Origin of the sequence: Mycobacterium sp. 852002-51163_SCH5372311, assembly GCF_001667115.1 — a bacterium.
Taxonomy (GTDB): Bacteria; Actinomycetota; Actinomycetes; order Mycobacteriales; family Mycobacteriaceae; genus Mycobacterium.
Window position 1 is genome coordinate 39161 of sequence record NZ_LZIJ01000027.1, and the last position, 25741, is coordinate 64901.

General features: G+C 66.5%; 21 protein-coding genes and 1 pseudogene. 8 read left to right on the forward strand and 14 right to left on the reverse strand.

The genetic code is table 11. From position 1 onward, the window contains the following. Window positions 1-16: 16 nt before the first annotated feature. On the reverse strand, window positions 17-1219 hold the full coding sequence (locus A5791_RS03870; RefSeq protein WP_067231370.1) for an AI-2E family transporter: 1203 nt from the start codon (window positions 1217-1219) through the stop codon (window positions 17-19). A gap of 127 nt (window positions 1220-1346) precedes the next feature. On the opposite strand from A5791_RS03870, the gene A5791_RS03875 reads away from it, so the two are divergent. The 3 genes from A5791_RS03875 (at window position 1347) to A5791_RS03885 (ending at window position 6339) form a co-directional block, all read left to right on the forward strand. Further along, window positions 1347-2513: a TIGR00374 family protein gene (locus A5791_RS03875; protein ID WP_067231511.1), complete on the forward strand. Its 1167-nt coding sequence runs from the start codon at window positions 1347-1349 to the stop codon at window positions 2511-2513. A gap of 290 nt (window positions 2514-2803) precedes the next feature. After that, entirely contained in the window at window positions 2804-5830 is a 3027-nt protein-coding gene (locus tag A5791_RS03880; RefSeq protein ID WP_067231514.1) for an efflux RND transporter permease subunit, read from the forward strand. Continuing rightward, window positions 5827-6339, forward strand: a complete 513-nt coding sequence (locus A5791_RS03885; RefSeq protein WP_067231374.1) for a hypothetical protein — start codon at window positions 5827-5829, stop codon at window positions 6337-6339. The genes A5791_RS03880 and A5791_RS03885 overlap by 4 nt, the downstream gene beginning before the upstream one ends. On the opposite strand, the gene A5791_RS03890 is transcribed toward A5791_RS03885, so the two are convergent. Further along, window positions 6340-7029: a hypothetical protein gene (locus A5791_RS03890; RefSeq protein WP_067231378.1), complete on the reverse strand. Its 690-nt coding sequence runs from the start codon at window positions 7027-7029 to the stop codon at window positions 6340-6342. It lies immediately after the preceding gene. Next, complete coding sequence (locus A5791_RS03895; RefSeq protein ID WP_067231381.1) at window positions 7026-7724, reverse strand: hypothetical protein; 699 nt, start codon at window positions 7722-7724, stop codon at window positions 7026-7028. The genes A5791_RS03890 and A5791_RS03895 overlap by 4 nt, the downstream gene beginning before the upstream one ends. Window positions 7725-7766: 42 nt before the next feature. Between A5791_RS03895 and A5791_RS03900 the strand changes: the two genes are divergently transcribed. After that, window positions 7767-9755: a M13 family metallopeptidase gene (locus tag A5791_RS03900; RefSeq protein ID WP_067231385.1), complete on the forward strand. Its 1989-nt coding sequence runs from the start codon at window positions 7767-7769 to the stop codon at window positions 9753-9755. A gap of 48 nt (window positions 9756-9803) precedes the next feature. Here the strand turns inward: A5791_RS03900 and A5791_RS03905 are convergent, their stop codons facing one another. From A5791_RS03905 to A5791_RS03930, 6 genes are all read right to left on the reverse strand, one after another. Continuing rightward, window positions 9804-12068: a molybdopterin-dependent oxidoreductase gene (locus A5791_RS03905; protein ID WP_067231389.1), complete on the reverse strand. Its 2265-nt coding sequence runs from the start codon at window positions 12066-12068 to the stop codon at window positions 9804-9806. Beyond that, the gene (locus A5791_RS03910) at window positions 12065-12670 is read right to left on the reverse strand and encodes a TetR/AcrR family transcriptional regulator (RefSeq protein ID WP_067231392.1); all 606 of its coding nucleotides are present in this window, start codon (window positions 12668-12670) and stop codon (window positions 12065-12067) included. The genes A5791_RS03905 and A5791_RS03910 overlap by 4 nt, the downstream gene beginning before the upstream one ends. Window positions 12671-12762: 92 nt before the next feature. After that, the gene (locus tag A5791_RS03915) at window positions 12763-13656 is read right to left on the reverse strand and encodes a L,D-transpeptidase family protein (protein WP_067231395.1); all 894 of its coding nucleotides are present in this window, start codon (window positions 13654-13656) and stop codon (window positions 12763-12765) included. 37 nt (window positions 13657-13693) lie between these two features. Continuing rightward, window positions 13694-14680, reverse strand: coding sequence for a L,D-transpeptidase family protein (locus tag A5791_RS03920; protein WP_067231399.1), 987 nt, complete (start codon window positions 14678-14680; stop codon window positions 13694-13696). A 117-nt stretch (window positions 14681-14797) separates the two neighbouring features. After that, complete coding sequence (locus tag A5791_RS03925; protein ID WP_067231402.1) at window positions 14798-16042, reverse strand: MFS transporter; 1245 nt, start codon at window positions 16040-16042, stop codon at window positions 14798-14800. Window positions 16043-16163: 121 nt separating this feature from the next. Continuing rightward, window positions 16164-16457 (reverse strand): metal-sensitive transcriptional regulator, encoded by a 294-nt coding sequence (locus tag A5791_RS03930; RefSeq protein ID WP_067231405.1) that lies wholly within the window; start codon window positions 16455-16457, stop codon window positions 16164-16166. An 80-nt stretch (window positions 16458-16537) separates the two neighbouring features. Here A5791_RS03930 and ilvD point away from each other — a divergent pair, with 80 nt between their 5' ends. Next, window positions 16538-18229, forward strand: a complete 1692-nt coding sequence (ilvD, locus tag A5791_RS03935; RefSeq protein WP_067231409.1) for a dihydroxy-acid dehydratase — start codon at window positions 16538-16540, stop codon at window positions 18227-18229. Window positions 18230-18313: 84 nt separating this feature from the next. After that, complete coding sequence (locus A5791_RS03940) at window positions 18314-19297, forward strand: nitronate monooxygenase family protein (protein ID WP_067231412.1); 984 nt, start codon at window positions 18314-18316, stop codon at window positions 19295-19297. A 69-nt stretch (window positions 19298-19366) separates the two neighbouring features. On the opposite strand, the gene A5791_RS03945 is transcribed toward A5791_RS03940, so the two are convergent. Then, window positions 19367-20023: an O-methyltransferase gene (locus A5791_RS03945; protein ID WP_067231415.1), complete on the reverse strand. Its 657-nt coding sequence runs from the start codon at window positions 20021-20023 to the stop codon at window positions 19367-19369. Window positions 20024-20147: 124 nt separating this feature from the next. Here A5791_RS03945 and A5791_RS03950 point away from each other — a divergent pair, with 124 nt between their 5' ends. After that, on the forward strand, window positions 20148-20294 hold the full coding sequence (locus A5791_RS03950) for a metallothionein (protein ID WP_067231418.1): 147 nt from the start codon (window positions 20148-20150) through the stop codon (window positions 20292-20294). Window positions 20295-20315: 21 nt separating this feature from the next. Here the strand turns inward: A5791_RS03950 and A5791_RS03955 are convergent, their stop codons facing one another. From A5791_RS03955 to A5791_RS03970, 4 genes are read right to left on the reverse strand one after another with little or no spacing between them, the layout of a single operon-like run. Further along, on the reverse strand, window positions 20316-22445 hold the full coding sequence (locus A5791_RS03955) for a beta-glucosidase (protein ID WP_067231422.1): 2130 nt from the start codon (window positions 22443-22445) through the stop codon (window positions 20316-20318). Next, window positions 22442-22951: a TIGR04338 family metallohydrolase gene (locus tag A5791_RS03960; protein WP_067231517.1), complete on the reverse strand. Its 510-nt coding sequence runs from the start codon at window positions 22949-22951 to the stop codon at window positions 22442-22444. The genes A5791_RS03955 and A5791_RS03960 overlap by 4 nt, the downstream gene beginning before the upstream one ends. 11 nt (window positions 22952-22962) lie before the next feature. Beyond that, complete coding sequence (locus tag A5791_RS03965; RefSeq protein WP_067231425.1) at window positions 22963-23712, reverse strand: DUF2786 domain-containing protein; 750 nt, start codon at window positions 23710-23712, stop codon at window positions 22963-22965. A gap of 43 nt (window positions 23713-23755) precedes the next feature. Then, entirely contained in the window at window positions 23756-24595 is an 840-nt protein-coding gene (locus A5791_RS03970) for an alpha/beta hydrolase (RefSeq protein WP_067231428.1), read from the reverse strand. Here A5791_RS03970 and A5791_RS03975 point away from each other — a divergent pair. Continuing rightward, window positions 24543-25641, forward strand: a pseudogene (locus A5791_RS03975) (sigma-70 family RNA polymerase sigma factor). The gene A5791_RS03970 and the pseudogene A5791_RS03975 sit on opposite strands and share 53 nt — an antisense overlap. Window positions 25642-25741: the final 100 nt, after the last annotated feature.

Here is a 25741-nt window from a genome sequence, read left to right on the forward strand (position 1 = left end):
AGTCGCGGCGGCCGACTCACTCGGCGCTGGTCTCGGCCTCTTCTTTGGCGTCTTTGGCGTCGTTCTCGGCGTCGTCCTTTTGAGTGTCCTCAGGGTGATCCGGCTTAGCCTGGACGATCGCAGACACCTCTTCATCTTCGGTCTGCTTTTCCACCTCGGCTTCTGGATCCTTGGCCATCAGCACCTGCATCGCATTATTGAGGAATGCCACCGTCGGAACAGCCAGCAGAGCGCCGACGATCCCCGCAAGCACACCTCCGGTGGAAATGGCCAACACCACGGCCAATGGATGAATGGAGACCGCGCGACCCATCACCAGCGGCTGCAGGACATGGGCTTCTAGCTGGTTCACCAAGATGAGCAGACCGAGCGTCAGCAACGCATAGACGACTCCCTTGGCGAGCAGCGCGACCACCACGGCCAGCAAGCCCGAGACCAAGGCCCCGATCAGCGGGATGAAGGCACCGAGAAACACGAGCGAGGACAGCGGCAGGGCAAGCGGCACGCCCATGATCGCCAGTCCGGCGCCGACGCCGGCGGCATCGGTCAGGGCGACGAAGAACGTGGCCCGCACATATCCCGTCAGCGCGCCATATCCGGCCCGGCCCGCCTCGTGTACGCGGTCGCGGACGTCGGCCGGAATGATCTTTGCGACGTACTGCCAGATGTTTCGTCCGCCGTACAGGAAGAAGATCAGTGTGAACAGGACCAGCACGGCCGCGGTGACCAGCTCGGTGATGGTGGCGGCGGTGGACAGAGCGCCGCTGGTCAGCTTCGCCTGGTTGTTGTGCAGCGCCTGGATGGCGGCGTTGCCCGCATTGTCGATCTGCTCGACCTTCAGATGAAGCGGACCTTCGATCAGCCATTTGCGCGTCGAGTCGATGCTGCGGCTGATCTGTTCGGTCAGGTCGGGCAGACCGACGATGAACTGGCTGACGACGAACGTCAGGATGCCGCCCAGGACCGCAAATCCCGCCAGCAAAACCAGCGCTACCGCGGCGCCGCGCGGCAGCCCTTTGCGGTCCATCCAGTCGACTGCCGGAACCAGCAAGGCACTCATCATCAACGCCAGCAACACCGGGACGACGATGATTTCCAGCTTTGCCACAACCCACAACAGGACGATCACTGCGGCCACGATGACCAGCAGACGCCAGGCCCAGGCCGCGGCCTTGCGGACGACGGGTTCTACCGAGGCGTCGTCGAGATGTGTCGACATCGGGCAAGCCTAGCTGTCGTGCCAGCCGCGCCGAGGCCTTCTTGGCCAGCACGATCCGGTCACGACCACGACACGGTCGGAAGTGGACCCCGATCATGCCGCCACCAGCGCGGTTACCCTAATTCACGTGTCCCACGACGCCCCGGCCCGCAGCCTGCGGCCCCAGCACGCCGACGCACCGCGCAGCAAATACTGGTGGGTGCGTTGGGTGGTCCTGGGCATCGTCGCGATCGTGCTCGCCGTCGAGGTGGCTCTGGGCTGGGACCAATTGGCCAAGGCCTGGATGAGCTTGTATGAAGCGAACTGGTGGTGGCTGATCGCTGCGGTGGTGGCCGCGGCCGCGTCCATGCACAGCTTTGCGCAGATACAACGCACCCTGCTGAGATCCGCGGGCGTGCACGTCAAGCAATGGCGGTCCGAAGCCGCCTTCTACGCCGCCAACTCGCTGAGTACCACGCTGCCGGGCGGGCCCGTCCTCTCGGCAACGTTTCTCTTTCGCCAGCAACGCATTTGGGGTGCGTCGACCGTGGTGGCGTCCTGGCAGCTGGTGATGTCCGGAGTGCTCCAGGCGGTGGGATTGGCGCTGCTCGGACTCGGCGGCGCCTTCTTCCTGGGCGCGAGGAACAACCCGTTCTCGTTGCTGTTCACACTGGGCGGTTTCGTCGCACTGTTGCTGCTGGCCCAGGCGGTGGCGTCGCGGCCGGAGCTGATCGACGGGATCGGCAGCCGGGTGTTGGCGTGGGCCAACTCGGTTCGCGGCAAACCGGCCGACACCGGCCTGGAGAAGTGGCGCGAGACGCTCATGCAGCTGGAGTCGGTCAGCCTGGGCCGGCGCGACTTGGCGGTGGCGTTCAGCTGGTCGCTGTTCAACTGGGTCGCCGATGTCGCCTGCCTGGCCTTCGCCGCCTACGCGGCCGGTGACCACGCGTCGGTCGCCGGGTTGACGGTGGCGTATGCCGCCGCCCGCGCGGTGGGCACCATACCGCTGATGCCTGGCGGCCTGCTGGTGGTGGAGGCAGTGCTGGTGCCCGGCTTGGTGTCGAGCGGAATGGCGCTGCCCAGCGCCATCTCGGCGATGCTGCTGTACCGGCTGATCAGTTGGTTGCTGATCGCCGCCGTCGGCTGGGTGGTGTTCTTCTTCATGTTCCGCACGGAGAACGTCGGCGATCCCGATGACGACCCGATCACCGGTCCCCTGCCGATCGTGCAGCAGGAAAGCGATCCGTTCGCCGACCCGGCGCAGACCGCGTTGCAAGGGCCGCTACCGCCGCCCGATCGGTCCGTCGACGGCTAGCACCCTTCGACGTCCTGAGCCCGTCGAGCCTGCACTCACGTCTCCGAGGCTGCAGCCAGGGCTACAGTTTCGCGAATTCAGCCGCCCTGACCGCAGTCTCGGCGTGACGGCGGCTAGCGTGCGAACGAATTCGGGCTGCTATCGATTTCACAACGGTTGTGCAACTTCCCCGTCGTTTCGCCGTCGTCGCAGCTCAGATACGCCGGAACCGGCTTGTTCCACAGGGCGCTCCGGTAGGCTCGCCTGCACGCGCACCCGAGAAATATGGGGAGACCGAAATCCAGCAGTTCATGATGCGCCTAAGCCGCAGCCTGCGCAGATTCCGCTGGTTGGTCTTCACAGGCTGGCTGCTTGCATTGGTGCCGTCGGTCTACCTGGCGCTGACAGAGTCGGGGCATCTCACCGGCGGCGGTTTCGAGGTAGCCGGATCGCAGTCGATCACGGTCCACGATCAACTCGAAGAGCATTACCACGAGCAGGGGGCGTCCTCGCTGGCGCTGGTCGCGGCCCCCCGCGCCGACGCCGGCTACCAGGACATCAACGACGCGGTCGCGTTGCTGCGGCAGATCGCAGGCGAATTCCCCGGCGTCACCGAGGTGCCCAATCCGACCCAGCGGTCGCCGCAGCCCGACCGGCCATATGTGGTGTCACTACGCCTGGACGCCCGCAACACCAGCGACGTTGCCAAGAAGCTACGCACCCGGGTGGGCATCAAGGGTGACCAGTCCGGACAAACGCCGAACGGCCGGGTACGGCTCTACGTCATCGGACAGGGCGCGCTCAGCGCTGCCGCAGCGGCCAACACGAAACACGACATCGCCGAGGCGGAACGCTGGAACCTGCCGATCATCCTGATCGTCCTGCTCGCGGTGTTCGGTTCGCTGGCTGCCGCCGCAATCCCGCTGGCCCTGGGCGTGTGCACGGTCGTGGTCACCATGGGCTTGGTCTATCTGCTGTCGATGCATACCACCATGTCGGTGTTCGTCACTTCGACGGTGTCCATGTTCGGCATCGCGCTCGCCGTGGACTACTCCCTTTTCATCCTGATGCGTTTCCGCGAGGAACTGCGTGCCGGCCGTCAGCCGAACGAAGCCGTCGACGCAGCGATGGCCACCTCCGGGCTCGCGGTGGTGTTGTCCGGCATGACGGTCGTCGCCTCGCTTACCGGGATCTACCTGATCAACACCCCGGCGCTGAAGTCGATGGCGACCGGAGCGATTCTTGCCGTCGCAGTGGCGATGCTGACGTCGGCCACGTTGACGCCGGCCGTATTGGCGACGTTCGGGCGGTCGGCAGCCAAGAGGTCGGCGCTGCTGCACTGGTCGCGCCGGCCGGAGAGCAGCCAATCCCGGTTCTGGACCCGCTGGGTCGGCTGGGTGATGCGCCGGCCGTGGATCTCGGCGCTGGCGGCGTCGCTGGTGCTGATGGCGATGGCCGCGCCGGCGCTGTCGATGGTCTTGGGCAACAGTCTGTTGCGTCAGTTCGACTCCTCGCACGAGATTCGTGGCGGCGTGGCCGCGGCGTCCCAAGCACTCGGACCCGGGGCGCTGGGCCCGGTCCAGGTGTTGGTCAGCTACCCCGACTACACCGCGTCCTCCCCCGAACACAGCGCGACCATCGGCGCCATCCGGCAGCGGATGACACAGGCACCCAACGTGGTCTCGGTGGCACCGCCGGTATTCGCCGACGACGACAGCAGCGCTCTGCTGTCCGCGGTGCTGGCGGTCGATCCCGAAGACCTCGGTGCGCGCGAATCCGTGACTTGGATGCGAACGCAGCTCCCCAAAGTCCCCGGGGCCGACTCGGCACCCGTGAGCGTCGGCGGCCAGACCGCACTGATCAAGGATTTCGACGACCGGGTGTCCAAGACCGAGCCGCTGGTGCTGCTCTTCGTCGCACTGATCGCCTTCCTGATGCTGCTGCTCTCCATCCACTCGGTGTTCTTGGCGCTCAAGGGCGTCCTGATGACGTTGCTGTCGGTGGCCGCCGCCTACGGCAGCCTGGTGATGGTGTTCCAGTGGGGCTGGCTGGAGAAGCTCGGGTTCGCACATATCACGTCGATCGACAGCACCGTGCCGCCGCTGGTACTGGCGATGACGTTCGGGTTGTCGATGGACTACGAGATCTTCTTGCTGGCCCGGATCCGCGAGCGCTTCCTGTTATCCGGGAACACGCGCGATGCGGTTGCCTACGGGGTGAGCACCAGCGCTCGCACCATTACCAGCGCGGCGCTGATCATGATCGCGGTGTTCGTGGGCTTCGCGTTCGCCGGCATGCCGCTGGTGGCCGAGATCGGCGTCGCGTGCGCCGTGGCGATCGCGGTGGACGCCACCGTGGTGCGGCTGGTGCTGGTGCCCGCGCTGATGGCGATGTTCACCCAGTGGAACTGGTGGATGCCCCGCTGGATGCTGCGGGTGTTGCCGTCGGTCGACTTCGACCGGCCGCTGCCCGAAGTCGATCTGGCTGACGTCGTTGTGATCCCGGAAGACATCTCGGCACTGGCACCCAGCGCGGATCTGCGAATGGTGCTCAAATCCGCGGCCAAACTCAAGCAGCTGGCCCCCGATGCCATCTGCGTTGCCGATCCGCTGGCGTTCTCCGGCTGCGAGCGATTCGGCGGCAAGGAGCCGCCAGAAGGATTGCGCGGCGTGCGGCAAGTCCAGGCGCAGGGATCCGAGCAGACCGACGCCGACGAGGACACCGGGGGGCTGCGCGTGGTCTCGGTGGACACCAAGACCGGCAATAAATCGGCGGCCCGAAAGCTCGTCGGCGGCCTGGCGCCCCGCAACGGCATCACCTGGGCGCTTCCCTGGGCCGCCCGACCGGTGCATCCGGTCACCCTGTGGCGTGGCCGGCTTTCGGTCGCCATCGATGCGCTCGAGGCCGAGCCCGGCACCGACGAACGGCAGAAATACGAGCGGCGCAGCCCGGTGGAAACCACCCACGTCCAGTTGCCCACCGGCGACCGTCTGCTGGTGCCGACCGGCGCCGAGGCCCTGCGCCTCAAGGGGTACCTGATCATGTGCCGTAACAGTCGGCGCGACTATGCCGAATTTGCCGACATGGTGGGAACGATGGAACCCGAGACCGCCGCTGTGGTACTTGCCGGAATGGACAGGTATTACTGTTGTCAACCACCCGGCTCGTTCTCGAGGCGGCAATGGATGGCCAGCCAGCTGGTTCGTCGGCTTTCGGATCCACGTCCGTCCGACCTAGATGATGACCAGCTGTCCGAACCGGACGCCCAGGCTGACTGGGAAGAGGTCAGGCAACGCTGCCTATCGGTGGCCGTGGCGATGTTGGAGGAGGCGAGGTGACGTTGGCAGCCGACCGACGGCCCGGGCCTTCAGCAGGGCGCGCACAGCGGCCCCCGGCCGGCGGCGCCCATGTGGACCAGGCGGTAGAGCTCTGGCCTACCTCCGCCATCCGCTCGGCGATGCAGAGCGGCGATATCGACACCTGGAAGCGAATCGCCGCCGCGCTGAAACGCGACCCCTACGGACGCACTGCCCGCCAGGTCGAAGAGGTGCTCTCGGGCACCAGGCCCTATGGCATCTCCAAGGCGTTGGCGGAGGTGCTGGAACGCGCGCGCATGCACCTGGAGACCAACGAGCGCGCCGAGGTGGCCCGTCACGTCCGCCTGCTCATGGATCGCTCCGGGTTGGCCGAACACGAATTCGCGTCCCGGATCGGAGTAGAACCCGACGATCTGGCCGCCTACCTGGACGGCAGCGTCAGCCCGTCGGCGTCGTTGATGGTGCGCATGCGGCGGCTGTCCGACCGCTTCGTGAAAGTGAAGTCCACCGATACAGCCGAGGCGAACTGATCAACGCGGGCTGATCGGCGATACGTTCAAGACCAGCCAGTTGTCGCCGTGCTTGGTCAACGTCACCCGCAGCGCGGGCGCGGCGTGACTCGGCGGCTGACCGGGAATGTTCTGCGTCACCCGCAGTATGACCGCCACGCTGGCCGCCGTCGGCCCCATCGCCTCGACCCCCGCCGCCAGGGTGGCGGCCGTCGCGGTGACGTTGCGCTTGGCCAGATCGACCGTGGACTTGCGGTATTCCTCCTTGAACGGGCCCGCCTGCTCTGGGACCATCATCGCCGCCGCGCGGTCGACGGTGGCCGTCGGATCACTCGGGCTGAACGACGCCTCGGCCTCGGCCATCCCGCTGGCGATCTGGACCACCGTTCGAGAATCTTCCTTGAAACCACGGTCCGGCGTCGTCCAGTGCCGGTAGCCGGTGATCACGGCCGCGGACAGCGCCGCCGTACACAGGAAGACGACGCCCAGTCGCAGCCTGGCGGCGTCGTCGTCGGTTCCGACGGTGACCGAGTCGCGGCGCAGGAGCCAGACGTTGACCCCAATCGCCTCGACGATCAACAGCAGCAACACCGAGCACACGGAGACCCACCACAGCGGCCAGGCCAGGACGACGCCGATGGCCAGCAATCCGACGATCGCGCCCAGCGGCGCCAGGATGTCGAAGGCCAGCAGCCGCCAACGGTTTCTCATCGGATCGACTCCAACCGCGAGATCATCAGCTTCCCGTCGACGTTGGAGACGTCGAGCCGCAAGCTCCAATGCACCGTCAGCGGCTTGCCGCCGACGTTCTCGCTGACCGACGTCGCGACGACCATCACCGAGTCGGTTCGGCTGGCGAACGCCGGCAACTTGGTGGTCAGAACCGGCCGCGGCTTACCGGGCTGGGTATCGAGGTCGCGGTGCACCGTTTCGATCGCCACCGATTCGATCCGCCCGGCGCTCTGCGACTGCAACTTCTGCACCACTTGCCGGTACGGCTGGACGGCGGCTTCGAAGTCGGTGTTGAGCTCGCCGACCGTGCCGTCATGCAGCTTCTGCAGGCTGGTGTCGAGGTTGCCGGTGTTCATATTGATGAGCACCCCCGTCCACTCGGCGGCCGTCTGCATGACCCGGCTCAGATAGGTGCGCTCGTGGGTTTCTTCGCGGTGTGCGTGCCAAATCAGCGCGCCGAGCACGACCGCGGCGACCGACAGCACGGCCAGGAAGGTTGACCCGATGCCATAGCCGGAGAAGACCCGCCCCTCGTCATAGTCCTCGTCGTAGTCCTCGTCCGAGTCCTCGTCGTAGGCCTCGCCGGAGTCCTCGTCGTAGGCCTCGGTATCGGGGCCGGCGCCCTCATCGGGATCCTCATCCACCGAGATCTCGGTCTGCTCGCCGTCAGGCATGGCCCGATCGTTGCACCTGAAAAGAGATGGAAGGATGGCGGGGTGACTGTGCAGACCATCCGCTCGGGGATCGACCTGAGCTACGTCGACGCCGATGCCCGCCCGCAAGACGATCTTTTCGGCCACGTCAACGGCCGCTGGCTGGCCGAATACGAGATGCCCGCGGACCGGGCCACCGACGGCGCGTTTCGCGCCTTGTACGACCGGGCCGAAGAGCAGGTGCGCGACCTGATCGTCGACGCCAGCCAGTCCAGCAGCGAGCCTGGCACCGATCAGCAGCGCATCGGCGACCTCTACGGCAGCTTTCTCGACGAGGAAGCCGTCGAACGCAGAGGTTTGCAACCCCTGCTCGGCGAGTTGGCCACGATCGATGAAGCCGCTGACCGCGACGCGCTGGCCGCTCTTCTCGGCGCGTTCGACCGTACCGGGGTGGGCGGCGGTGTCGGGTTGTATGTCGATACCGATTCCAAGGACTCGACTCGTTACCTGATGCACTTCACCCAGTCCGGCATCGGGTTGCCCGACGAGTCCTACTACCGCGATCCGCAACACGCCGAGGTGCTGGCCGCCTACCCGCGTCACATCGCGAGGATGTTCGGCCTGGTCTATCCCGCCTCAGCCCCCGAAGCTCACGCCGACACCGCGGCGCGCATCGTGGCACTGGAGACCAAACTGGCAGCGGCCCATTGGGACGTGGTCAAGCGTCGCGACGCCGACCTGACGTACAACCTGCGCACGTTCGCCCAGCTGCAGGACGAAGCGGTGGGTTTCGACTGGTCCGCCTGGGTTGGCGCGCTGGGCGCCAAACCGGCGGTTGTCACGGAATTTGTTGTGCGCCAGCCTGATTACCTCACCGCGTTCGCGACGTTGTGGGCCGGCGAGGACTTGCAAGACTGGAAGCGCTGGGCCCGTTGGCGATTGATCAGCGCGCGCGCCGGTCTGTTGACGGACGAACTCGTCGCCGCCGACTTCGACTTCTACGGCCGCCTGCTGACCGGTGCCGAGCAGATCCGCGACCGTTGGAAGCGGGCGGTTTCGCTGGTGCAAGGCCTGATGGGCGATGCCGTCGGAAAGCTTTATGTGCAGCGCCATTTCCCGCCCGGCGCCAAAGAGCGCATCGACACACTGGTGGCCAACCTGCAAGAGGCGTACCGGATCAGCATCAGCAACCTGGACTGGATGACGCCGGAAACCAGGCAGCGCGCGCTGACCAAGCTGGGCAAGTTCACTCCGAAGGTGGGCTATCCCAAGAAGTGGCGCGACTACTCCAAGCTCGTGATCGACCGTAACGACCTCTACGGAAACTACCTGCGCGGGTCTGCGGTCAACCACGACCGTGAGATGGCCAAGCTCGGCGGACCCGTCGACCGCGACGAGTGGTTCATGACGCCGCAGACCGTCAACGCCTACTACAACCCCGGGATGAACGAAATCGTCTTTCCCGCAGCCATCTTGCAGCCGCCGTTCTTCGACCCCGAGGCCGACGACGCGGCGAACTATGGTGGCATCGGGGCGGTGATCGGACACGAGATCGGGCACGGCTTCGACGACCAGGGTGCCAAATATGACGGCGACGGGAACCTGGTCGACTGGTGGACCGATGCGGACCGGACCGAGTTCGGCGCCCGCACGAAAGCGCTTATCGAGCAGTACGACGCGTACACGCCGCGAGCGCTGAACGGCGACCATCACGTGAACGGTGCGTTCACCGTCGGTGAGAATATCGGCGACCTGGGCGGGCTGTCCATTGCCCTACTGGCCTACCAGCTTTCGCTGAACGGCGAACCCGCTCCGGTTATCGACGGCCTCACCGGCGTACAGCGCGTGTTCTTCGGCTGGGCGCAGGTATGGCGGACCAAATCGCGTGAGGCCGAGTCGATTCGGCGATTGGCTACCGATCCGCACTCCCCGCCGGAGTTCCGCTGCAACGGCGTCGTCCGCAACATCGACGCGTTCTACGAAGCCTTCGACGTCGGCAATGACGACGCGCTATTCCTCGATTCCGAGCATCGCGTCCGGATCTGGAACTAGAGCACCGCCTTCTTCCGCGAGCAGACGCAGAATCGCACTAATCAGCGGCTAATCGTGCGAGTTTGCGTCTGCTCGGCGAGCGGACGGCGCCTCCACTCCGCGGATGTCGGCGGGGACGTGCTTGTGCCAAGGGGTGCCCGCATAGGGATCGCGCCATTCGGTGGACGTCAGTGTGTTCGGCGCGACTCCCGGAACCACCGTGCGACCGTCCTCATCGACGTAGTCAAGCCCAAAACCGTTGGGCAAGGCCGCATGTCCGGCCAGCATCGTCTCGGCGATCTCGACCGTCGCCTCGGCGCTACCGGCTGCGGTGGTGATCAGCGCGCGGCATCCGTCAACCAACCCGAGTGCCTGGGCGTCCTCAACACTGACCCGCAGCGCGCCGTCGGCGTCACGCTTGCGCCATGACGGGTCGCGGAAGATGTCGTTTGCGGTGTAAGCGCGGCGCTCGCCCACCGACAACACGATCGGAAACTCCGGACTGGTCAACTGGGCACGTGCCGCGGTCAATGACCTTATCTCATACAGCATTTCGGGAATTTCCAGAGCGATCTTGTGATCGGCGTGGCTGATCAGCTCGAAGTCGTCCGCGTACTCGTGGACAGTGAAGGTGACTCCGGACGGGCTGTCCAGGATCGCGTCGAACAACGCATTGCCGTCGGCGTGGCCGGCGCGCCGCACGGCGTCGGGATACTGCATCGCCGTCTTCTGGGCGAGCCCCCACAGGGCGGCGGCCCCGGCTAACCCGTCCGGAAGCGTCGGCCCGAGGGTCTCGTAAAGCACGTACGGAACCAGTTTCGCCACCGTCGGGTTTCCGCCCACAGCGCCGAGAAATGCTTCGGTGTAGGCTTGGCGGCCCTGCTGAGCGGCCTCGCGCAACGGTCGCAGATCTTCCTCTTCGACGATCCCGAGGGCCCGCACCAGCCGGGCCCAGATCTCCGGCTCGGGCAATGTGCCCGGCAACGGCTCGAGCAGCGGTCGTCGCAATTGCATTGCGTTGCGAGGAAATTCCAGATTGAAGAAGGTAGCTTCCGGTTTCTCGAACTGAGATGCCGCCGGCAGCACGTAGTGGGCAAGCCGGGCGGTTTCGGTCATCGCGATGTCGATGACGACCAGCAACTCCAGTTGCTGGAACGCCTCCCGACATGCGGCCGAATTGGCAAGGGAATGAGCGGGATTGCTGCTTTCGACGATCATGGCGCGGAACCGGTCCGGATGGTCGGTCAGGATCTCCTCGGGGATGACATTGCTCGGTACCAGCCCCGCGATGATCGGTGCGCCGGTGACCGGCGTCCGGCCGGAGAACTGGCCGAACAGCGGTGCGAACGACGAATGCAGATGCTGGCCGCCCTTTTTCGCGAAGTTGCCGGTGAGGATCCACAGCAATTTGTTCAGGTAGGAGCACACCGTGCTGTTGGGTGCCTGCTGGACTCCGAGGTCCTCGAAAACTGATACGCTCGACGCGGTACCGATGCGTCGTGCCGCCGCACGCAACAACTCTTCGTCCACCCCACACCGTTGCGCGTAGTCCGCAACCGGCACCTCGCGCAATACTGCGCGCACGGCGTCGACGCCCTGCACGTGCTCGGCGAGAAATGCCTCGTTGCAAAGGTTTTCCTGCACCAGGACACCGGCCAGCGCCGCAAGGCACCAGGCGTCGGTGCCGGGCTGCACCCGCAGATGGAAGTCTGACATCTTCGCGGTGTCGGTGAGAACGGGATCGATCACGATCATCGACCGGGCCGGATCTTTGGCGATCTCGTTGAGCACCACGCGGGCTCGCGGAAAGCTCTGTGACATCCACGGATTCTTCCCGACGAAAACAGAGACCTCGGCGTGTTCGAACTCGCCCCGCGTATGACCGCCGTACAGGTGCGCATCGACCCACGCCTCGCCGGTCTTCTCCTGCGCCAGTGCGTTTGACCGGTACTTCGAGCCGAGCGCCTTCAGGAATGCGTTGCTGTAGGACCCGCCGAGATGGTTGCCCTGCCCGCCGCCGCCGTAATAGAAGATCTTGTCTCCGCCATAGCTGTCACGGATCTGCTTGAATCCCTCGGCGATCTCGACAATCGCGGTGTCCCAGTCGATTTCCTCGTACGTGCCGTCGGGGCGGCGGCGCAGCGGAGAGGTCAGGCGACCGCGGCCGTTCTGGTAGTGATCGAGGCGCAGCGCCTTGTTGCAGGTGTAGCCCTGGGACGCGGGATGCGCCTTGTCCCCGCGGATTCGTGCCAGCTTGCGATCTTCGACCTGGACGACGATGCCGCAATTGCACTCGCAGAGGATGCATGCCGTCGGCTGCCAATCGGTAGTCATCGGGAGGTCGCCTTTCCTTCGGGCAGCTCGGCCAGCAACAGATCGCGCAGCTGACCGTGAACAAGGTCGAGGGGCTTCACGTCGCGGCGCACCCGGGCCAGCAGCAGTGCGCCTTCCAGCGCCGAGATCGTCAGGACCGCCAATTCGCCTGCCCGCTGTGCCGAGATGCCGTCGGCAGTCAATCGCTGCTCGATCAGGTCTGTCCAGCGGTCGAATACCGTGGCCGCCCTCTCCACGACCGGGGCCATCCGCTCCCGGCCGGCCGCTTCTCCGTCTCCGAAGCCCGCCTCGACGGAAACCGCGGCGATTGGACAACCGGCCCGAAAATCGCTGTCGAGCAATTGCTTTCGGTACTTGTCGACCAATGTGTCCAAGAGGGCGACGGCCTCACCGGCCCGGCCGATGACGGCGGCGACGTAGTCGCCCGCGTAATCGACCGCTTCGCAGAGCAGTTGGGTACGTCCGCCCGGGAAGTAGTGATATGCAGACCCGCGCGGCGCGCCGCTGTGCTCGAGAACGTCGGAGATCGCGGTGGCGTGCGCCCCGCGTTCCCTGATCAAGAGGGCCGCAGACACCACCATGCGCTCGCGCGGAGTTGCCATATGTATGACGATATACATAATCGGGCGTGCTGGCCAGACGCAACAGCCCCCGATTTAGGAACGGGGGCTGTTGCGTCTACTCGGCGACGGAGTTAACTCATCCAGTCGTTGGATCCGTCGTTCCTGGTGTAGGTGCCGACGGAATTTTTGACGATGATCGGATCGCCGGGACCGAAGTTGTTGAAGAACCACTTGGCATTGGTGGGGCTGAGGTTGATGCAGCCGTGGCTGACGTCGCGCTTGCCCTGGTCGTCCACCGACCACGGCGCACTGTGCACGAAGTTGCCGCTGTTGTCGAACCGCACAGCATCGGTCACCGTCACCCGGTAGCCATTCGCCGAGGTGGACGGAACCCCGTACGTCGAGGAATCCATCACCACTGACGGCATCTTCTCTTGGACGTAGTAGGTGCCGTTTGCCGTCTGATGGCCGCCGGCTGCCATACCCATCGACATCGGGAAGGTCTGCACCACCGTGCCGTTGCGGGTGACGGTCAGTTGGTGCGTGGCGTCGTCGGCGGTTGCCACCAGCGTGTCCCCGGTCTGGAAGCTGGACACGGTGCCGCCCGCGTCGACGGTAACCGCGGTGTGAGCGGGCCAGAAGCTCAACGGCCGCCAGCGCAGCTGGGTCGGTGTCTGCCAATAGACCTTGCCCTCGACCGGCGGAGTCGACGTGACGTGAACCGCGCTTTCCGCGGCGCCCGCGTCGTCGACCCGCCCGGGAAGGTCGATGATGATCGGCTGGGCCACCCCCACCGTCGAGCCGTTGGAGGGGCTGATCTTCGGCGGCCCGAATGGCGCCGTACCGGTGGAGGGTGCCGGCGGCGCCGCGACTACCGGTGGCGGGGCAACCCCTGGATCGTCAGGGGTGGGGTCAGGATCTGCCAGCGCGGAACCCGCACCCAGCACCAGCACCCAGCCCAATACCGAAGCTGTTCCGACCGCTTTCAGAGCGCCGGAGATACTTCCCCGCGTCCAGCCCGACATATATGCGTCCCTCCGGTCGCTTTTCGAAACTAGATTCCTACATCTGCCAGTCGTTGGAGCCGTCGTTCTTGGGGGTGCCGACAGAGTTCTTCACGATGATGGGATCACCGCTGCCGAAGTTGTCGAAGAACCACTTCGCGTTGGTGGGGCTCAGGTTGATGCAGCCGTGGCTGACGTCGCGCTTGCCCTGGTCGCCCACGGACCACGGCGCGCTGTGCACGAAGTTGCCGCTGTTGTCGAATCGGACGGCGTCGGCCACCGTCACCTTGTAGCCGTTGGCCGAGTCGACCGGGACCCCGTACGTCGACGAGTCCATGACCACCGAGTGCATCTTCTCGAGCACGTAGTACGTGCCGTTCGCGGTTTGGTGGCCGCCTGCCGCCATGCCCATCGACATCGGGAAGGTCTGTACCACCGTGCCGTTGCGGGTGATCGTCATCTGATGTGTCGCATCGTCGGCGGTCGCGATCAGCGAGTCACCGGTGGTGAAGCTCGACACGGTGCCGGCCGCATCGACGGTAACCGTGGCGTGCGCCGGCCAGAACGCAAGCGGGCGCCAGCGCACCTGGGTGGGGGTCAACCAGTAGAACTTGCCCGGCACCGGCGGAACCGACGAGACGTGGATGGCACTTTCAGCCATCGGCCGGTCTGCGATCGGAACCGCGAAATTGATGATGATCGGCTTGGCCACGCCGACCATCGACCCGTTGACCGGGTTGAAGGTAGGCGGACGGAACGGAGGGTTTCCGGTGAACGGCGTCGGATTCTGTCCGGCAACCTGCCCAGCGGCCGCCGGCTCGCCGGGCAGCGGCGCCCCGGGCGGCGGCACAGCCCCTTCGCCAGGTACCGCGGGCGGCTGCGCCAACCACGGCAGCGCCGGCGGCGCCCCCGGGTCGGCTGGTGCGGCGACCGGCCCAGGACCGGGTGGATCGGGTTCCGGGTCTGCCAGGGCGGCGCCCGGACTGAGCACCAACACCAGCACGCTCAGAGCGGCGAGGAGGCCTCCCCTCGTCCAGCGCCACATACACATCCCTCCCGTCTCGTTTGGCCCAGTGTGGCATAGCGCGGCCACCAGTTACCTAATTCCAAAGCCGATGGACTGCCACCTCGTGGCCCCGTTAATGCCGCTGACCTGCGACGTTCACGCGTCCTGTGAAGTTGGCTCGGCCGAAGCAGGCGGGTGGTCCAACAACTGCCGGTTGGCGGCCATGCCGACCAGGGCGATAGCCATCAGGCCCGCCGACGCGCTCAGCATCACTGCCACGCTGCCCTCGTACAACAGCCCCGCGACCCCGACCAGCGAGCCGGCCGCGATACCAAACTGGAAGGCCGTCACGTACAGGCCCGACGCTCCATCGGGGTCATCGGCACCGCTGCGCATCGCCGCGGATTGCAGTATCGGTGAAACACCGGTCGCCATCGCGCCCCACAACACAATCGCCCCGGTTCCGATCAGGGCGGTCGCCAGGGTGCGGTTGCCGCCGAACGCCAGCGCGGTCAGCACGACGAACGCCGCCGTCAGGGCACCCATGCAGACCAGGACCGCACCCCGGGGCCGATGGTCCAGCGGCCGCGCCACCAGCGGCACCGCCACCACGCCTGCGATCCCGTACGCGGCGAGCAACCAGACCAGGTTCGGCACGCCCACCCCGACGACATCGCGGATGATCACCACGATGAAGGAGTAGGAGACGAAGTGGGCGGTGACGGCCACCATGGTGAGCAGGCTTACCGTGATCAACCCGCGATTACGGTGATGCCGTGACCGCGCGCCCACATGCGCGAGCTGATCTTCGGTGAGCACCATCGGCGGCAGCACCAACGCTGCGACGATCGTGACGACGGCGGCCGCGACGGTGACGCACACCACCGCCAGCCGCCAGCCCCACATCCCGCTCATGGCCGCCACCAGCGGGCTGCCGACCGCCAGCGCCAGGCTGGTTCCGGCATAGATCGACGTCGTCGCACGTCCGCCATGGCTGGGCGGTACCAGCCGGGTGGCGATCGGCGCGATGACCGACCACAGCAGGCCGTGGGTGACGGCGCACAGCACGCGTCCGGCGGCCAGGACCGCGAAGCTGGGCGCCAGCGCGGTCAGCAGTTGCGAGACGGTCAGGCAAGTCAGGCTCAGCAGGAACGCCCGTCGCCGCGGCCAATGCGCCGTCCACCGCACCAACGGCACCGTCGTCAGCGCCGCCACCAGCGCATACAACGCCAGCAGCAATCCCGCCTCGACGGGACTTGCCTTCGGGTCCGCCAACGCGCCCACCGGCAGAAGTTCGGCTGTCACATAGATGAAGGCAGCGGCGGCCAGCACGGATAGTTGCACCGCGATCCGTGGCGTCCACGTTCGTGCGGGTGCGGGGGCGGTTTCGGTTTCGATCATCGGCTTTTCAAGGTGTGGGATCCCCGGACAACTTTTGTACCGGCCGGATCACGCTGACCCATACCGTACGCACTGCGACGACGTGTTTTAACCACCTGGGCGGTTCAACACGCCCGCGTGATCAGGAACGAACCAGCCGTGCGATGGCCGCGGACGCTTCGGCAAGCTTGTGGTCGGCCTCGCTGCCACCCTCTGCTACCGCACGGGTGACGCAGTGGTTCAGGTGCTCGTCGAGCAGGTTGAGGGCCACCGACCGCAGCGCACTGTTGACGGCGCTGATCTGGGTGAGGACGTCGATGCAGTACTTGTCGTCTTCGATCATCCGCGCGATCCCACGCACTTGACCCTCGATGCGTCGCAGTCGCTTGGCGTAGTCGTCCTTCTGCTGCGAATATCCGTGTGCCGTAGAAGTCACATCGACGACTATACCTTTTATACCCTGGCGGGGTATGACCCGCGGGATTTTGCGCTGGTGAGACCTCGCATACTTGGACGATGACCCCTGACATCAAGCCCCGCAGTCGCGACGTCACCGACGGCCTGGAGAAGGCCGCCGCCCGTGGCATGCTGCGGGCGGTAGGCATGGGGGACGAAGACTTCGCCAAGGCCCAGATCGGCGTCGCCTCCTCCTGGAACGAGATCACGCCGTGCAATCTCTCCCTGGACCGGCTGGCCAAGGCGGTCAAGGAGGGCGTGTTCGCGGCGGGCGGGTACCCGCTCGAGTTCGGCACGATCTCGGTTTCCGACGGAATATCGATGGGCCACGAGGGCATGCACTTCTCGCTGGTGTCCCGCGAGGTGATCGCCGACAGCGTGGAAACGGTGATGCAGGCCGAGCGGCTCGACGGGTCGGTGCTGCTGGCCGGCTGCGACAAGTCCCTGCCCGGGATGCTGATGGCCGCCGCGCGGCTGGACCTGGCCTCAGTGTTCCTCTACGCCGGCTCGATTCTGCCCGGGGTGGCCAAGCTCTCCGACGGCAGCGAGCGTGAGGTCACCATCATCGACGCGTTCGAGGCGGTCGGCGCGTGCTCGCGCGGCTTGATGAGCCGCGAGGACGTCGACGCCATCGAGCGGGCGATCTGCCCCGGCGAGGGCGCGTGTGGCGGCATGTACACCGCCAACACCATGGCCAGCGCCGCCGAAGCGCTGGGCATGTCGCTGCCGGGCAGCGCGGCACCACCGGCGACCGACCGCCGCCGCGACGGGTTCGCCCGCCGCAGCGGTCAGGCCGTCATCGAACTGCTGCGCCGCGGCATCACCGCCCGCGACATCCTCACCCGGGAGGCGTTCGAGAACGCGATCGCCGTGGTGATGGCGTTCGGCGGCTCTACCAACGCGGTGCTGCACCTGCTGGCCATCGCACAAGAAGCCGGTGTCGCGCTGTCCCTCGACGACTTCAGCCGGATCGGGTCGAAAGTGCCGCACCTGGCCAACGTCAAGCCGTTCGGTCAGCACGTGATGGTCGACGTCGACCACATCGGCGGCGTCCCGGTGGTAATGAAAACACTGTTAGACGCCGGCCTGCTGCACGGCGATTGCCTGACGGTGACCGGCAAGACGGTGGCCGAGAACCTGGCCGCCATCGCCCCACCCGACCCGGACGGCAAGGTGCTGCGCGCGCTCAACAACCCCATCCACCCGACCGGCGGCATCACCATCCTGCGCGGATCGCTGGCGCCGGAGGGCGCGGTGGTCAAGTCGGCCGGTTTCGATTCCGATGTGTTCGAGGGCACCGCAAGGGTTTTCGACGGCGAGCGGGCCGCGCTCGATGCCCTCGAGGACGGCACCATCACCGCGGGCGACGCGGTGGTGATCCGCTACGAGGGCCCCAAGGGTGGCCCCGGGATGCGCGAGATGCTCGCCATCACCGGCGCCATCAAGGGCGCCGGGCTCGGCAAGGACGTGCTGCTACTGACCGACGGCCGGTTCTCCGGCGGAACGACCGGCCTGTGCGTGGGTCACATCGCACCGGAAGCCGTCGACGCCGGACCCATCGCCTTCCTGCGTGACGGCGACCGGATCCGTCTCGACGTCGCCAGCCAAACGCTCGACGTGCTGGCCGACCCGGCCGAATTTTCCTCTAGACAAAAGGATTTCAATCCTCCGCCACCCCGCTACACCACCGGTGTGCTGGCCAAGTACGTCAAGCTCGTCGGGTCGGCCGCGGTCGGCGCGGTCTGCGGCTAGTGGATACCGGTGCGAGAGTGCGCGTTTGTACACGACACACCGGCAGACATTGGCATTTTGTGCACCCTCGCCACGAGGAGTCTCATGGACATCATTGACCGGCTGCGCCTGGACGTTCCGGTGGGACAGGCGGGCATGGGCGGCGGTCTGGCCGGTGCGACGCTGGCCGCCGCCGTCGCCAAGGCCGGCGGTCTGGGCACGCTGGGCCTGACCACGCCGTGGCAACTGCGAAGCTGGATCGATCGGGTGCGCGCCGCGGCACCTGGTCGCGCGGTCGCGGTAAACCTGTTGATGCGCTTCGTGGGTCGCCGCCACGTCGAAGTGTGTGTCGACAGCCGCATTGACGTCGCCGTGCTCGCCTTCGGCGAAACGCGCAGCCTGGTCGAGCATCTGCGCGACGCGGGGATCTTCGTCGTCGTGATGGTCGGTACGGCCGCGCAGGCACGCCGCGCCGTCGCCTGGGGTGCCGACGGTTTGATCGCGCAGGGCCGAGAAGCCGGAGGTCACCTCGTCGGAACCGAGCCCGCAATGGACTTCCTGCCGCAAGCGCTGGCCGCAGCGGGAGATCGCCCGGTGTTCGTGGCCGGCGGAATCGCCGACCGTGCCGACACCCGAGCCGCCCTGGCCGCGGGCGCCAGCGGCGTCATCGCCGGAACACGATTCCTGCTCACGCACGAGGCCGACGCCAACCGCGAGTACCAGCGGCGAATCCTCAACGCGGACAAGACGATCGAGACCGACCTTTTCGGAGTCACCTGGCCGCTCCGGCACCGCGTGGTACCCAATGCCGCCACCCGGCGCTGGTGCCGCGACGACGGGTGGGCCAAGGCAATTCCGGCGCGGCTCAACGCGGTCAGCCGCCCGCTGTCCGCGCCGCTCTACCGCGACCTGGGCGGCGTACTGCGCCTGCAGTCACCGCGTCGTCCGCTGTTCACACCGGCGGCGCCGGTTCGCCGGATGCCGGATTCCTGGGTCGACCGCGCAGCCTTGTACGCCGGTGAGACGGCGCTGCGGATATCCGAGGTCACCTCCGCCGAACAGGCGGTCAAAGACCTGAGTCCACGTTGACTTGACGAGCAGACGCAAAAGCACCCGTTTCGGCACGAAATTGGGCGCTTTTGCGTCTGCTCGCCGCAGCTAGCGCACCGCCGCGATCGCGAAACCGTCCCAGCCCTTGACCCCGACGGTCTGCAGGACCGCGGTGTCCAGCCGGGGGTGCTCACCCATCACCTGCAGCGTTTGGCGCGTCGCCGTGACCCTGGGGTCAGCTGACTCCGTCAGGATCTGGCCGTCCCGAATGACGTTGTCCACCACAATGATCGAGCCGGGACGGGACAGCCGGACCGCCCAGTCGAGGTAGGCGAGATTGTTCTCTTTGTCGGCGTCGATGAACACCAGATCGAACGGGCCGCCGGTCACCGTCGGCAAGGTGTCCAACGCGGCGCCGACCACCAACTCCACCCGGTCGGCCACACCGGCCCGTTCCAGGTTGGCTCGTGCGACGTCGACGTGCTTGGGTTCGTATTCCAGCGTCACCACCCGTCCCTGCGGACCAGCGCCGCGGGCCAGCCAGATGGTGCTGAAACCGCCCAAGGTGCCGAGCTCGAGGATGCGGCGCGCCTGCATCGCACCGGCCAGCAGACAGAGGAACTTGCCCTGCTGCGCTGACACGGCGATCGGAGGCAATCCGGCCGCCTGGCTGGCCGTCAAGGCTTCCGTCAGGACTGGATCGTCGCCGACCACGGTGCCGTCCAAGAACGCGTCCACTGCTTGTGGCGTTGGGTTTTCGACCATGCGCTCACGCTAGCGGTGCGGCGCGGCAGGGCGATACGTGTGTCCGGCTGCTTGCGTATATACCCATACGGGGTATAGGCTCATGAACGTGTACGGAGTACCGACACCGAGAAGGGAATACGAAATGACCAACTACGAGGCAGGAACCGTGCTGACATGTGGCCACGAGGGCTGCGGATGCCGGGTACGGATCGAACACGAGTGCCACTGCTCGAACTCCGGCCAGGCCTACCGCTGCACCTGCGGCGAAGAGCTGGTGCCAGTCGAGTAGGCCGGAAAGGCCGGTCGGGTGTTATCGGCCGAACACGCGACCGGCCAGCTCGACCTCGGCCGCCAACCTCGGGTCTGCCGCCGAAGCGCCCACGGCCACGGCGTAGTTGCCCGATGCGATGCGCCACCCGGAGACACCGCCGTCGTAGCGGGCGAGCAGGCGCGGATCCGCCTCGATGGTCACCCCGCAGTTGTCGCCGGGCTGGAGCTCCACCCGCTCGAACCCCAACAACCGCAACCGTTTCCCGTCCGGGGCGTCCGTCAGGTACAGCTGCGGCACGTCAGCGCCGCCGCGATCGCCGGTGTTGTGAACGGTGAAGCCGGCAGTCACGGTGGTACCGGCCGAGACCGTCAGATCGCGGTACTCGAACTTGGTATAGGACAGGCCGTGACCGAAGGCGAACATCGGCTCCTGACCCTGTTTCGCGAACCAGCGGTAGCCGACGTCGGCGCCTTCGAAGTAGTCGATGGTGGTCGGCTTGCCGAACGGCGCGCCGAGGCCGGGCAGCTGCGGCCGCGGTGTCTGGCCGAGGTCGATTGGGAAGGTGATCGGCAGCCGACCCGACGGGTTGACACGCCCGGTCAGGATTTCCGCGATGGCCTGGCCGCCCGCCTGACCCGGATACCAGGCCTGCACAACGGCATTGACCGACTCGCGCCACGGCATGGCCACCGGATTGCCGGTCTCCAGCACCACCACGGTGTTCGGGTTGACGGCAGCGACGGCGGCGATCACCGCGTCCTGGCCCCACGGCAGCGAGAGGTCGGCGATGTCAAAGCCCTCCGTCTCGACGCGGACCGCGAACACGATAGCGACGTCTGCTCGCTGTGCCGCCAGCACCGCCTCCGCCGGGCTGATGCCGGGGTCGAACTCGATCTGGGCGTGCGGGAGTTGCTTTTTCAGCTCGTCGAGTGGGCTCGACGGCAGCAGATAGAGATTGCGCATTCCTCCCGTCAGGCCCGCTCCGCCGATCGGAATCACATCCGCGTAACCGCCCGGGGGGACGACGGCGCTGGAGCCGCCGCCGGTTGGTACGCCTAATTGTGCGTAACCGCCGATGACCGCGATGCGCGCCGACGTCTCAGGTGCCAGCGGCAGCACGCCGCGGTTCGCCAACAACACGATCCCCTGCCGTGCGATCCGTAAGGCAATCTCGTTGTGCACCAAATCCTTGCGCGCCAAGCTATCCGGCTCAGCAGCCGGCCACCGGTCAACGCCGACCGCGAACACCGACCGCAGGATCCGCCGGACCATGTCCGACAGGCGTTCTCTGGGAAACCTGCCGTCGGCGCAGGCGATTCGCAGCGGCTCGGTGAACATCTCCGCCTGCCAGAACAAGGCGTCGAGTTGGGCGCCGCACTCCTGGTCGAGGCCGTGTAGCGCACACTCCCAACTCGGTGTCGCGCCCCAGTCGGACATGACCCAACCGCGGTATCCCCAGGCACCTTTCAGCACCTCGTTGAGCAAAACCTCGTTGGCTGCGGTGTACGCGCCGTTGACCTTGTTGTATGCGGCCATCACGGCGCCGGGCTTCGACCGCTCGATGGCGATCTGGAAGGCCAGCAGGTCCGATTCGCGGTGCGCGTCGGGATCGATGATCGCGTCCAGCCAATGCCGGTTGGTCTCGTTGCAGTTCAGCGAGAAGTGCTTGACCGTCGAGATGACCCCCTGCTGCTGTATTCCGTTGACCGAGCCGGCGGCGATAATTCCGCTCAAAAGCGGGTCTTCGGAGAGGTATTCGAAATTGCGGCCGTTTCGCGGGTCGCGTGCCAGGTTCATCGCGCCGGCCAATAGCACGTTGAAGCCGCGGCTGCGGGCCTCCCGGCCGATCGCCTCACCCGCGGCACGGGCGAGCTCCGGATCGAAACCGGCGGCCAGGGACAGTCCGGCAGGCAGCGCAGTCGCGGTGTCACCCGGGCGGTACCCGGGGTTGGTGATGCCCAAGCCGGCGTCACTCATCAGCAGCGCCGGGACGCCCAGTCGGGGAATCCCGGGGACATAGCCCGCGCACATCGGAACACCTGGCGGGATGCGGTCGTCGCGCAACGGCCACATATCGCTCGCCCCCATCACGCCGACGATCAATGAGAATCGCTCGTCGTCGGTCATCTGACTTTCGACTTCGGCGGCACGGAGGTCAGGATCGCTCATCGAACCCCCTCTTTGGCGTAGACGACACGCAGCACGTGCCCGAGTTCGGGTCCCATCACCAGCTCTGTCAGCCTGCAGATCGTTGCGACGAATTCCGGACCATGCGCCGGCTGCGCTTGGCACAAGTGGTGCGCCAACTCGTGTAGTATCACCAGTTCGCGCATCGCCCAGTCGGCGGTGCCACGATCGGGAACGGCGATAATTCCTGCGCCATCACGGTTTTCGTAATGTGCGGCGGTGGCCGCCCGGCGTGCCCGCACTCGTAGCGACGATGCCGTCGGCCATTGCTCCCGCACCGCGGGTAGTGCCAGCACGTCGTCGACGTAGCGCTGCACGGACGCCACGGACCCGAACCGGGCCTCCGGCGGCAGCGTCAACTGGGTGCCGAAGAAGTCGATCGCGGGCGAGCCGTGTTCGGCGGCGCGATCGAACAACGTCCGGATGAAGTCCTCCGCCGCATAAACCTTGGAGCGCTGGGAATCTCGGGGCGATTCCGCCGGCGGCACCGGCTCGGGTGTCACCGGCCCAGCGGGGTCCGCGATCCGGGCAGCTCGGTGCTGTTTCCGAGCCGCGCTCGCCTGCCCGCCCGGTCACCCGCGCGTCGCGCCGCCGACGAATACCCGGCGGTGGCTCTGGCGGCCTGCCAGGTGCCACGCGCTTTGGACGCGCTGCGGTAGTGATCTTGCAGCTCGATCTCCTTGTCCCGCAGTGCGATAGCGGTGCCGGGCGAACGACTACGATCTTCGGCCACCTCTCGGCGCGCCTGCTCGCGCGCCTCCGCCAGGCGCTGCCCGACCCGCACCCCGAACGCCAGCTGAAAGTTGAGGCGAGCGGTGATCGTCGGCGTGGGCCGGTGTGCGCCCGAGGCGAGATAACTGTCCGAAGCCCGCACCATCTGTACGACCAGGCTGGCGTACAGGGCGTGCGTCGCGTCGATGTCCTCGGCGAAACCGTAGGCATAGACGAAGGTCGAATTCGACGCCACGTCGCAGCGCACGTCGTTCGCGGACGCGATAAGGACGAAAAGTTGCACATACGTCCGCAAGCCCCGCGTACCCGCGGTCCCGATAGTGATGGTGCGCTGGGTGGGTGCCTGTGCGGCCGTTCGGTTGGACTGGTGGGATCGGGCGACTGCCAAGTCGATGGAGGCCGCCGTCGCCAAGCGCTGGGCGGCGCCCATGAACGCATCGGCCTCATGGGGGTTGTCGGTGCCTTCGGCCTGACGCAGCAGTGCGGCGATGCGTGCCAGCATCTTGTCGTCGCTCATAGCGTCAAACTACGCGAGCCGTACGACATCTCGCTTCGACGACTCACAGCCGCTTGGTGATCCAGGCGACCACGTCGTCGAGCACCTGGTTGCGTTCCGGCTCGTTGAAGACCTCGTGGTAAAGCCCGGGATATTCCTTCAACTCGACGTCGGTGGATCCGACGCACTGAATCAGCCGGCGGCTGCCGTCGATCGGGATCAGCCGGTCGTCGGTGCCATGCACCACCAGCAGCGGCGCCGTCAAAGCCGGTGCCCGCCGGGGCATAGTCTCACCGACCTGCAATAGCGCGCGACCAAGACCAGCCGGCACCTTCCCGTGATACACCAGCGGATCGTTCACGTACGCCGACACCACCTCCGGGTCGCGGGAAATGGCAGTGAAGTCGAGTTCCTGCACCGGCAGACCGGGCGCAAGGACGCCGAGCCCTTTGGCCGCCAACGCCACCAGCGGGTTCACCAGGTCCTGGGCCGCCACCGCCGGCGCCGACAGCACCATCAAGTCGTAGTCGTCCGGGCGTTCGACGCCGTAGGCGAACACGATCCCACCGCCCATGCTGTGCCCCAGCACAATGCATTTCAGGCCGGGATGCTCGCGCTTGGCCATACCCACCAACGTGTCGAAGTCCGCGGTGAACTCGGCGATATCCCGCACCACCACCCGCTTGCCGCCGGAGCGGCCGTGCCCACGATGGTCGAGCGCATAGGTGACCAGGCCGGCTTCGCCGAAGCGCTGGGTGACGTGGTCGTAGCGCCGCGCGTGTTCGCCAAGCCCGTGCGCAAGCACCACCACCGCCTTCGGCGGAGTCGCCGGCATCCAGACGTCGTAAACGATGCGCACGCCGCCCACACCGTCGAAATTCCGTTCCGTGCGGTTGGTAGTCATTACGGGCAGCTTACGAGACCTCGGTGCCTCCGCGCGCGGGCATGTCAGCCCCGCTGCGTACCCTCGTTCACGTGAGTGTGCTAGCGGAAAGTTTCGACGCAGACTTCTCCACCCATGCCGAGCCGTACCGTCGGGAACTGCTCGCGCACTGCTATCGGATGACCGGGTCGCTGCACGACGCGGAGGACTTGGTGCAGGAGACATTTCTGCGCGCCTGGAAGGCATACGACCGTTTCGAAGGAAAGTCGTCGCTGCGAACCTGGCTGCACCGGATAGCCACCAATACCTGCCTGAGCGCGCTGGAGGGCCGCGCACGCCGGCCGTTGCCGACCGGGCTGGGCACGTCCAGCTCGGAGCCGACGGCGGAGTTGGTGGAGCGCTCCGAAGTGCCCTGGCTGGAGCCGTTGCCGGAATTGGTGGACGACCCGGCGGATCCTTCCACGATTGTCGGCACCAGGGAGTCGGTGCGGTTGGCGTTTGTTGCTGCGCTGCAGCATCTTTCACCGCGCCAGCGCGCGGTGCTGCTGCTGCGCGACGTGCTGCAGTGGAAGGCCGCCGAGGTGGCCGACGCGATCGGCACTACTACCGTCGCCGTCAACAGCCTCCTGCAGCGGGCCCGGTCTCAGCTGGATGCCGTCGGGCCCAGCGCGGACGACCAGCTGGTGGCGCCGGATTCCGCGGAGGCGCGGGATCGGCTGGGCCGCTACATCGCGGCGTTCGAGACCTACGACATCGACCGGCTGGTGGAGATGTTCACCAGCGAGGCCATCTGGGAGATGCCGCCCTACGTCGGCTGGTACCAAGGTCCGCAGGCCATCGTCACGCTCATTCACCAGCAGTGCCCGGCCGAGTCGCCCGGCGATATGCGCATGCTCCCGTTGGTCGCGAACGGCCAGCCCGCGGCCGCCATGTATATGCGCCAGGGTGACGTGCATGTGCCCTTTCAGTTGCATGTGCTGGACATGACGCCCGACGGCGTTTCGCATGTGGTGGCATTCCTGGACGACGGCCTGTTCGCGAAGTTCGGCCTGCCCGCTTCGCTTTGACGCCGAATGTTCGGCTTATCCCACGCTTCGCGGTGGCAGATGTGCAAGGCAGCAATTATTTTCCGCGGCTTGCTGTCCACCGTTAGGTGGACACTTGGAT

What these genes read in the sequence shown, in the direction of transcription:
- A5791_RS03870 (WP_067231370.1), bottom strand. Translation starts at nt 1,219, where the DNA reads ATGTCGACACATCTCGACGACGCCTCGGTAGAACCCGTCGTCCGCAAG.
- A5791_RS03880 (WP_067231514.1), top strand. Translation starts at nt 2,804, where the DNA reads ATGATGCGCCTAAGCCGCAGCCTGCGCAGATTCCGCTGGTTGGTCTTC.
- A5791_RS03890 (WP_067231378.1), bottom strand. Translation starts at nt 7,029, where the DNA reads ATGAGAAACCGTTGGCGGCTGCTGGCCTTCGACATCCTGGCGCCGCTG.
- A5791_RS03895 (WP_067231381.1), bottom strand. Translation starts at nt 7,724, where the DNA reads ATGCCTGACGGCGAGCAGACCGAGATCTCGGTGGATGAGGATCCCGAT.
- A5791_RS03905 (WP_067231389.1), bottom strand. Translation starts at nt 12,068, where the DNA reads ATGACTACCGATTGGCAGCCGACGGCATGCATCCTCTGCGAGTGCAAT.
- A5791_RS03910 (WP_067231392.1), bottom strand. Translation starts at nt 12,670, where the DNA reads ATGGCAACTCCGCGCGAGCGCATGGTGGTGTCTGCGGCCCTCTTGATC.
- A5791_RS03915 (WP_067231395.1), bottom strand. Translation starts at nt 13,656, where the DNA reads ATGTCGGGCTGGACGCGGGGAAGTATCTCCGGCGCTCTGAAAGCGGTC.
- A5791_RS03920 (WP_067231399.1), bottom strand. Translation starts at nt 14,680, where the DNA reads ATGTGGCGCTGGACGAGGGGAGGCCTCCTCGCCGCTCTGAGCGTGCTG.
- A5791_RS03925 (WP_067231402.1), bottom strand. Translation starts at nt 16,042, where the DNA reads ATGATCGAAACCGAAACCGCCCCCGCACCCGCACGAACGTGGACGCCA.
- ilvD (WP_067231409.1), top strand. Translation starts at nt 16,538, where the DNA reads ATGACCCCTGACATCAAGCCCCGCAGTCGCGACGTCACCGACGGCCTG.
- A5791_RS03940 (WP_067231412.1), top strand. Translation starts at nt 18,314, where the DNA reads ATGGACATCATTGACCGGCTGCGCCTGGACGTTCCGGTGGGACAGGCG.
- A5791_RS03945 (WP_067231415.1), bottom strand. Translation starts at nt 20,023, where the DNA reads ATGGTCGAAAACCCAACGCCACAAGCAGTGGACGCGTTCTTGGACGGC.
- A5791_RS03950 (WP_067231418.1), top strand. Translation starts at nt 20,148, where the DNA reads ATGACCAACTACGAGGCAGGAACCGTGCTGACATGTGGCCACGAGGGC.
- A5791_RS03955 (WP_067231422.1), bottom strand. Translation starts at nt 22,445, where the DNA reads ATGAGCGATCCTGACCTCCGTGCCGCCGAAGTCGAAAGTCAGATGACC.
- A5791_RS03965 (WP_067231425.1), bottom strand. Translation starts at nt 23,712, where the DNA reads ATGAGCGACGACAAGATGCTGGCACGCATCGCCGCACTGCTGCGTCAG.
- A5791_RS03970 (WP_067231428.1), bottom strand. Translation starts at nt 24,595, where the DNA reads ATGACTACCAACCGCACGGAACGGAATTTCGACGGTGTGGGCGGCGTG.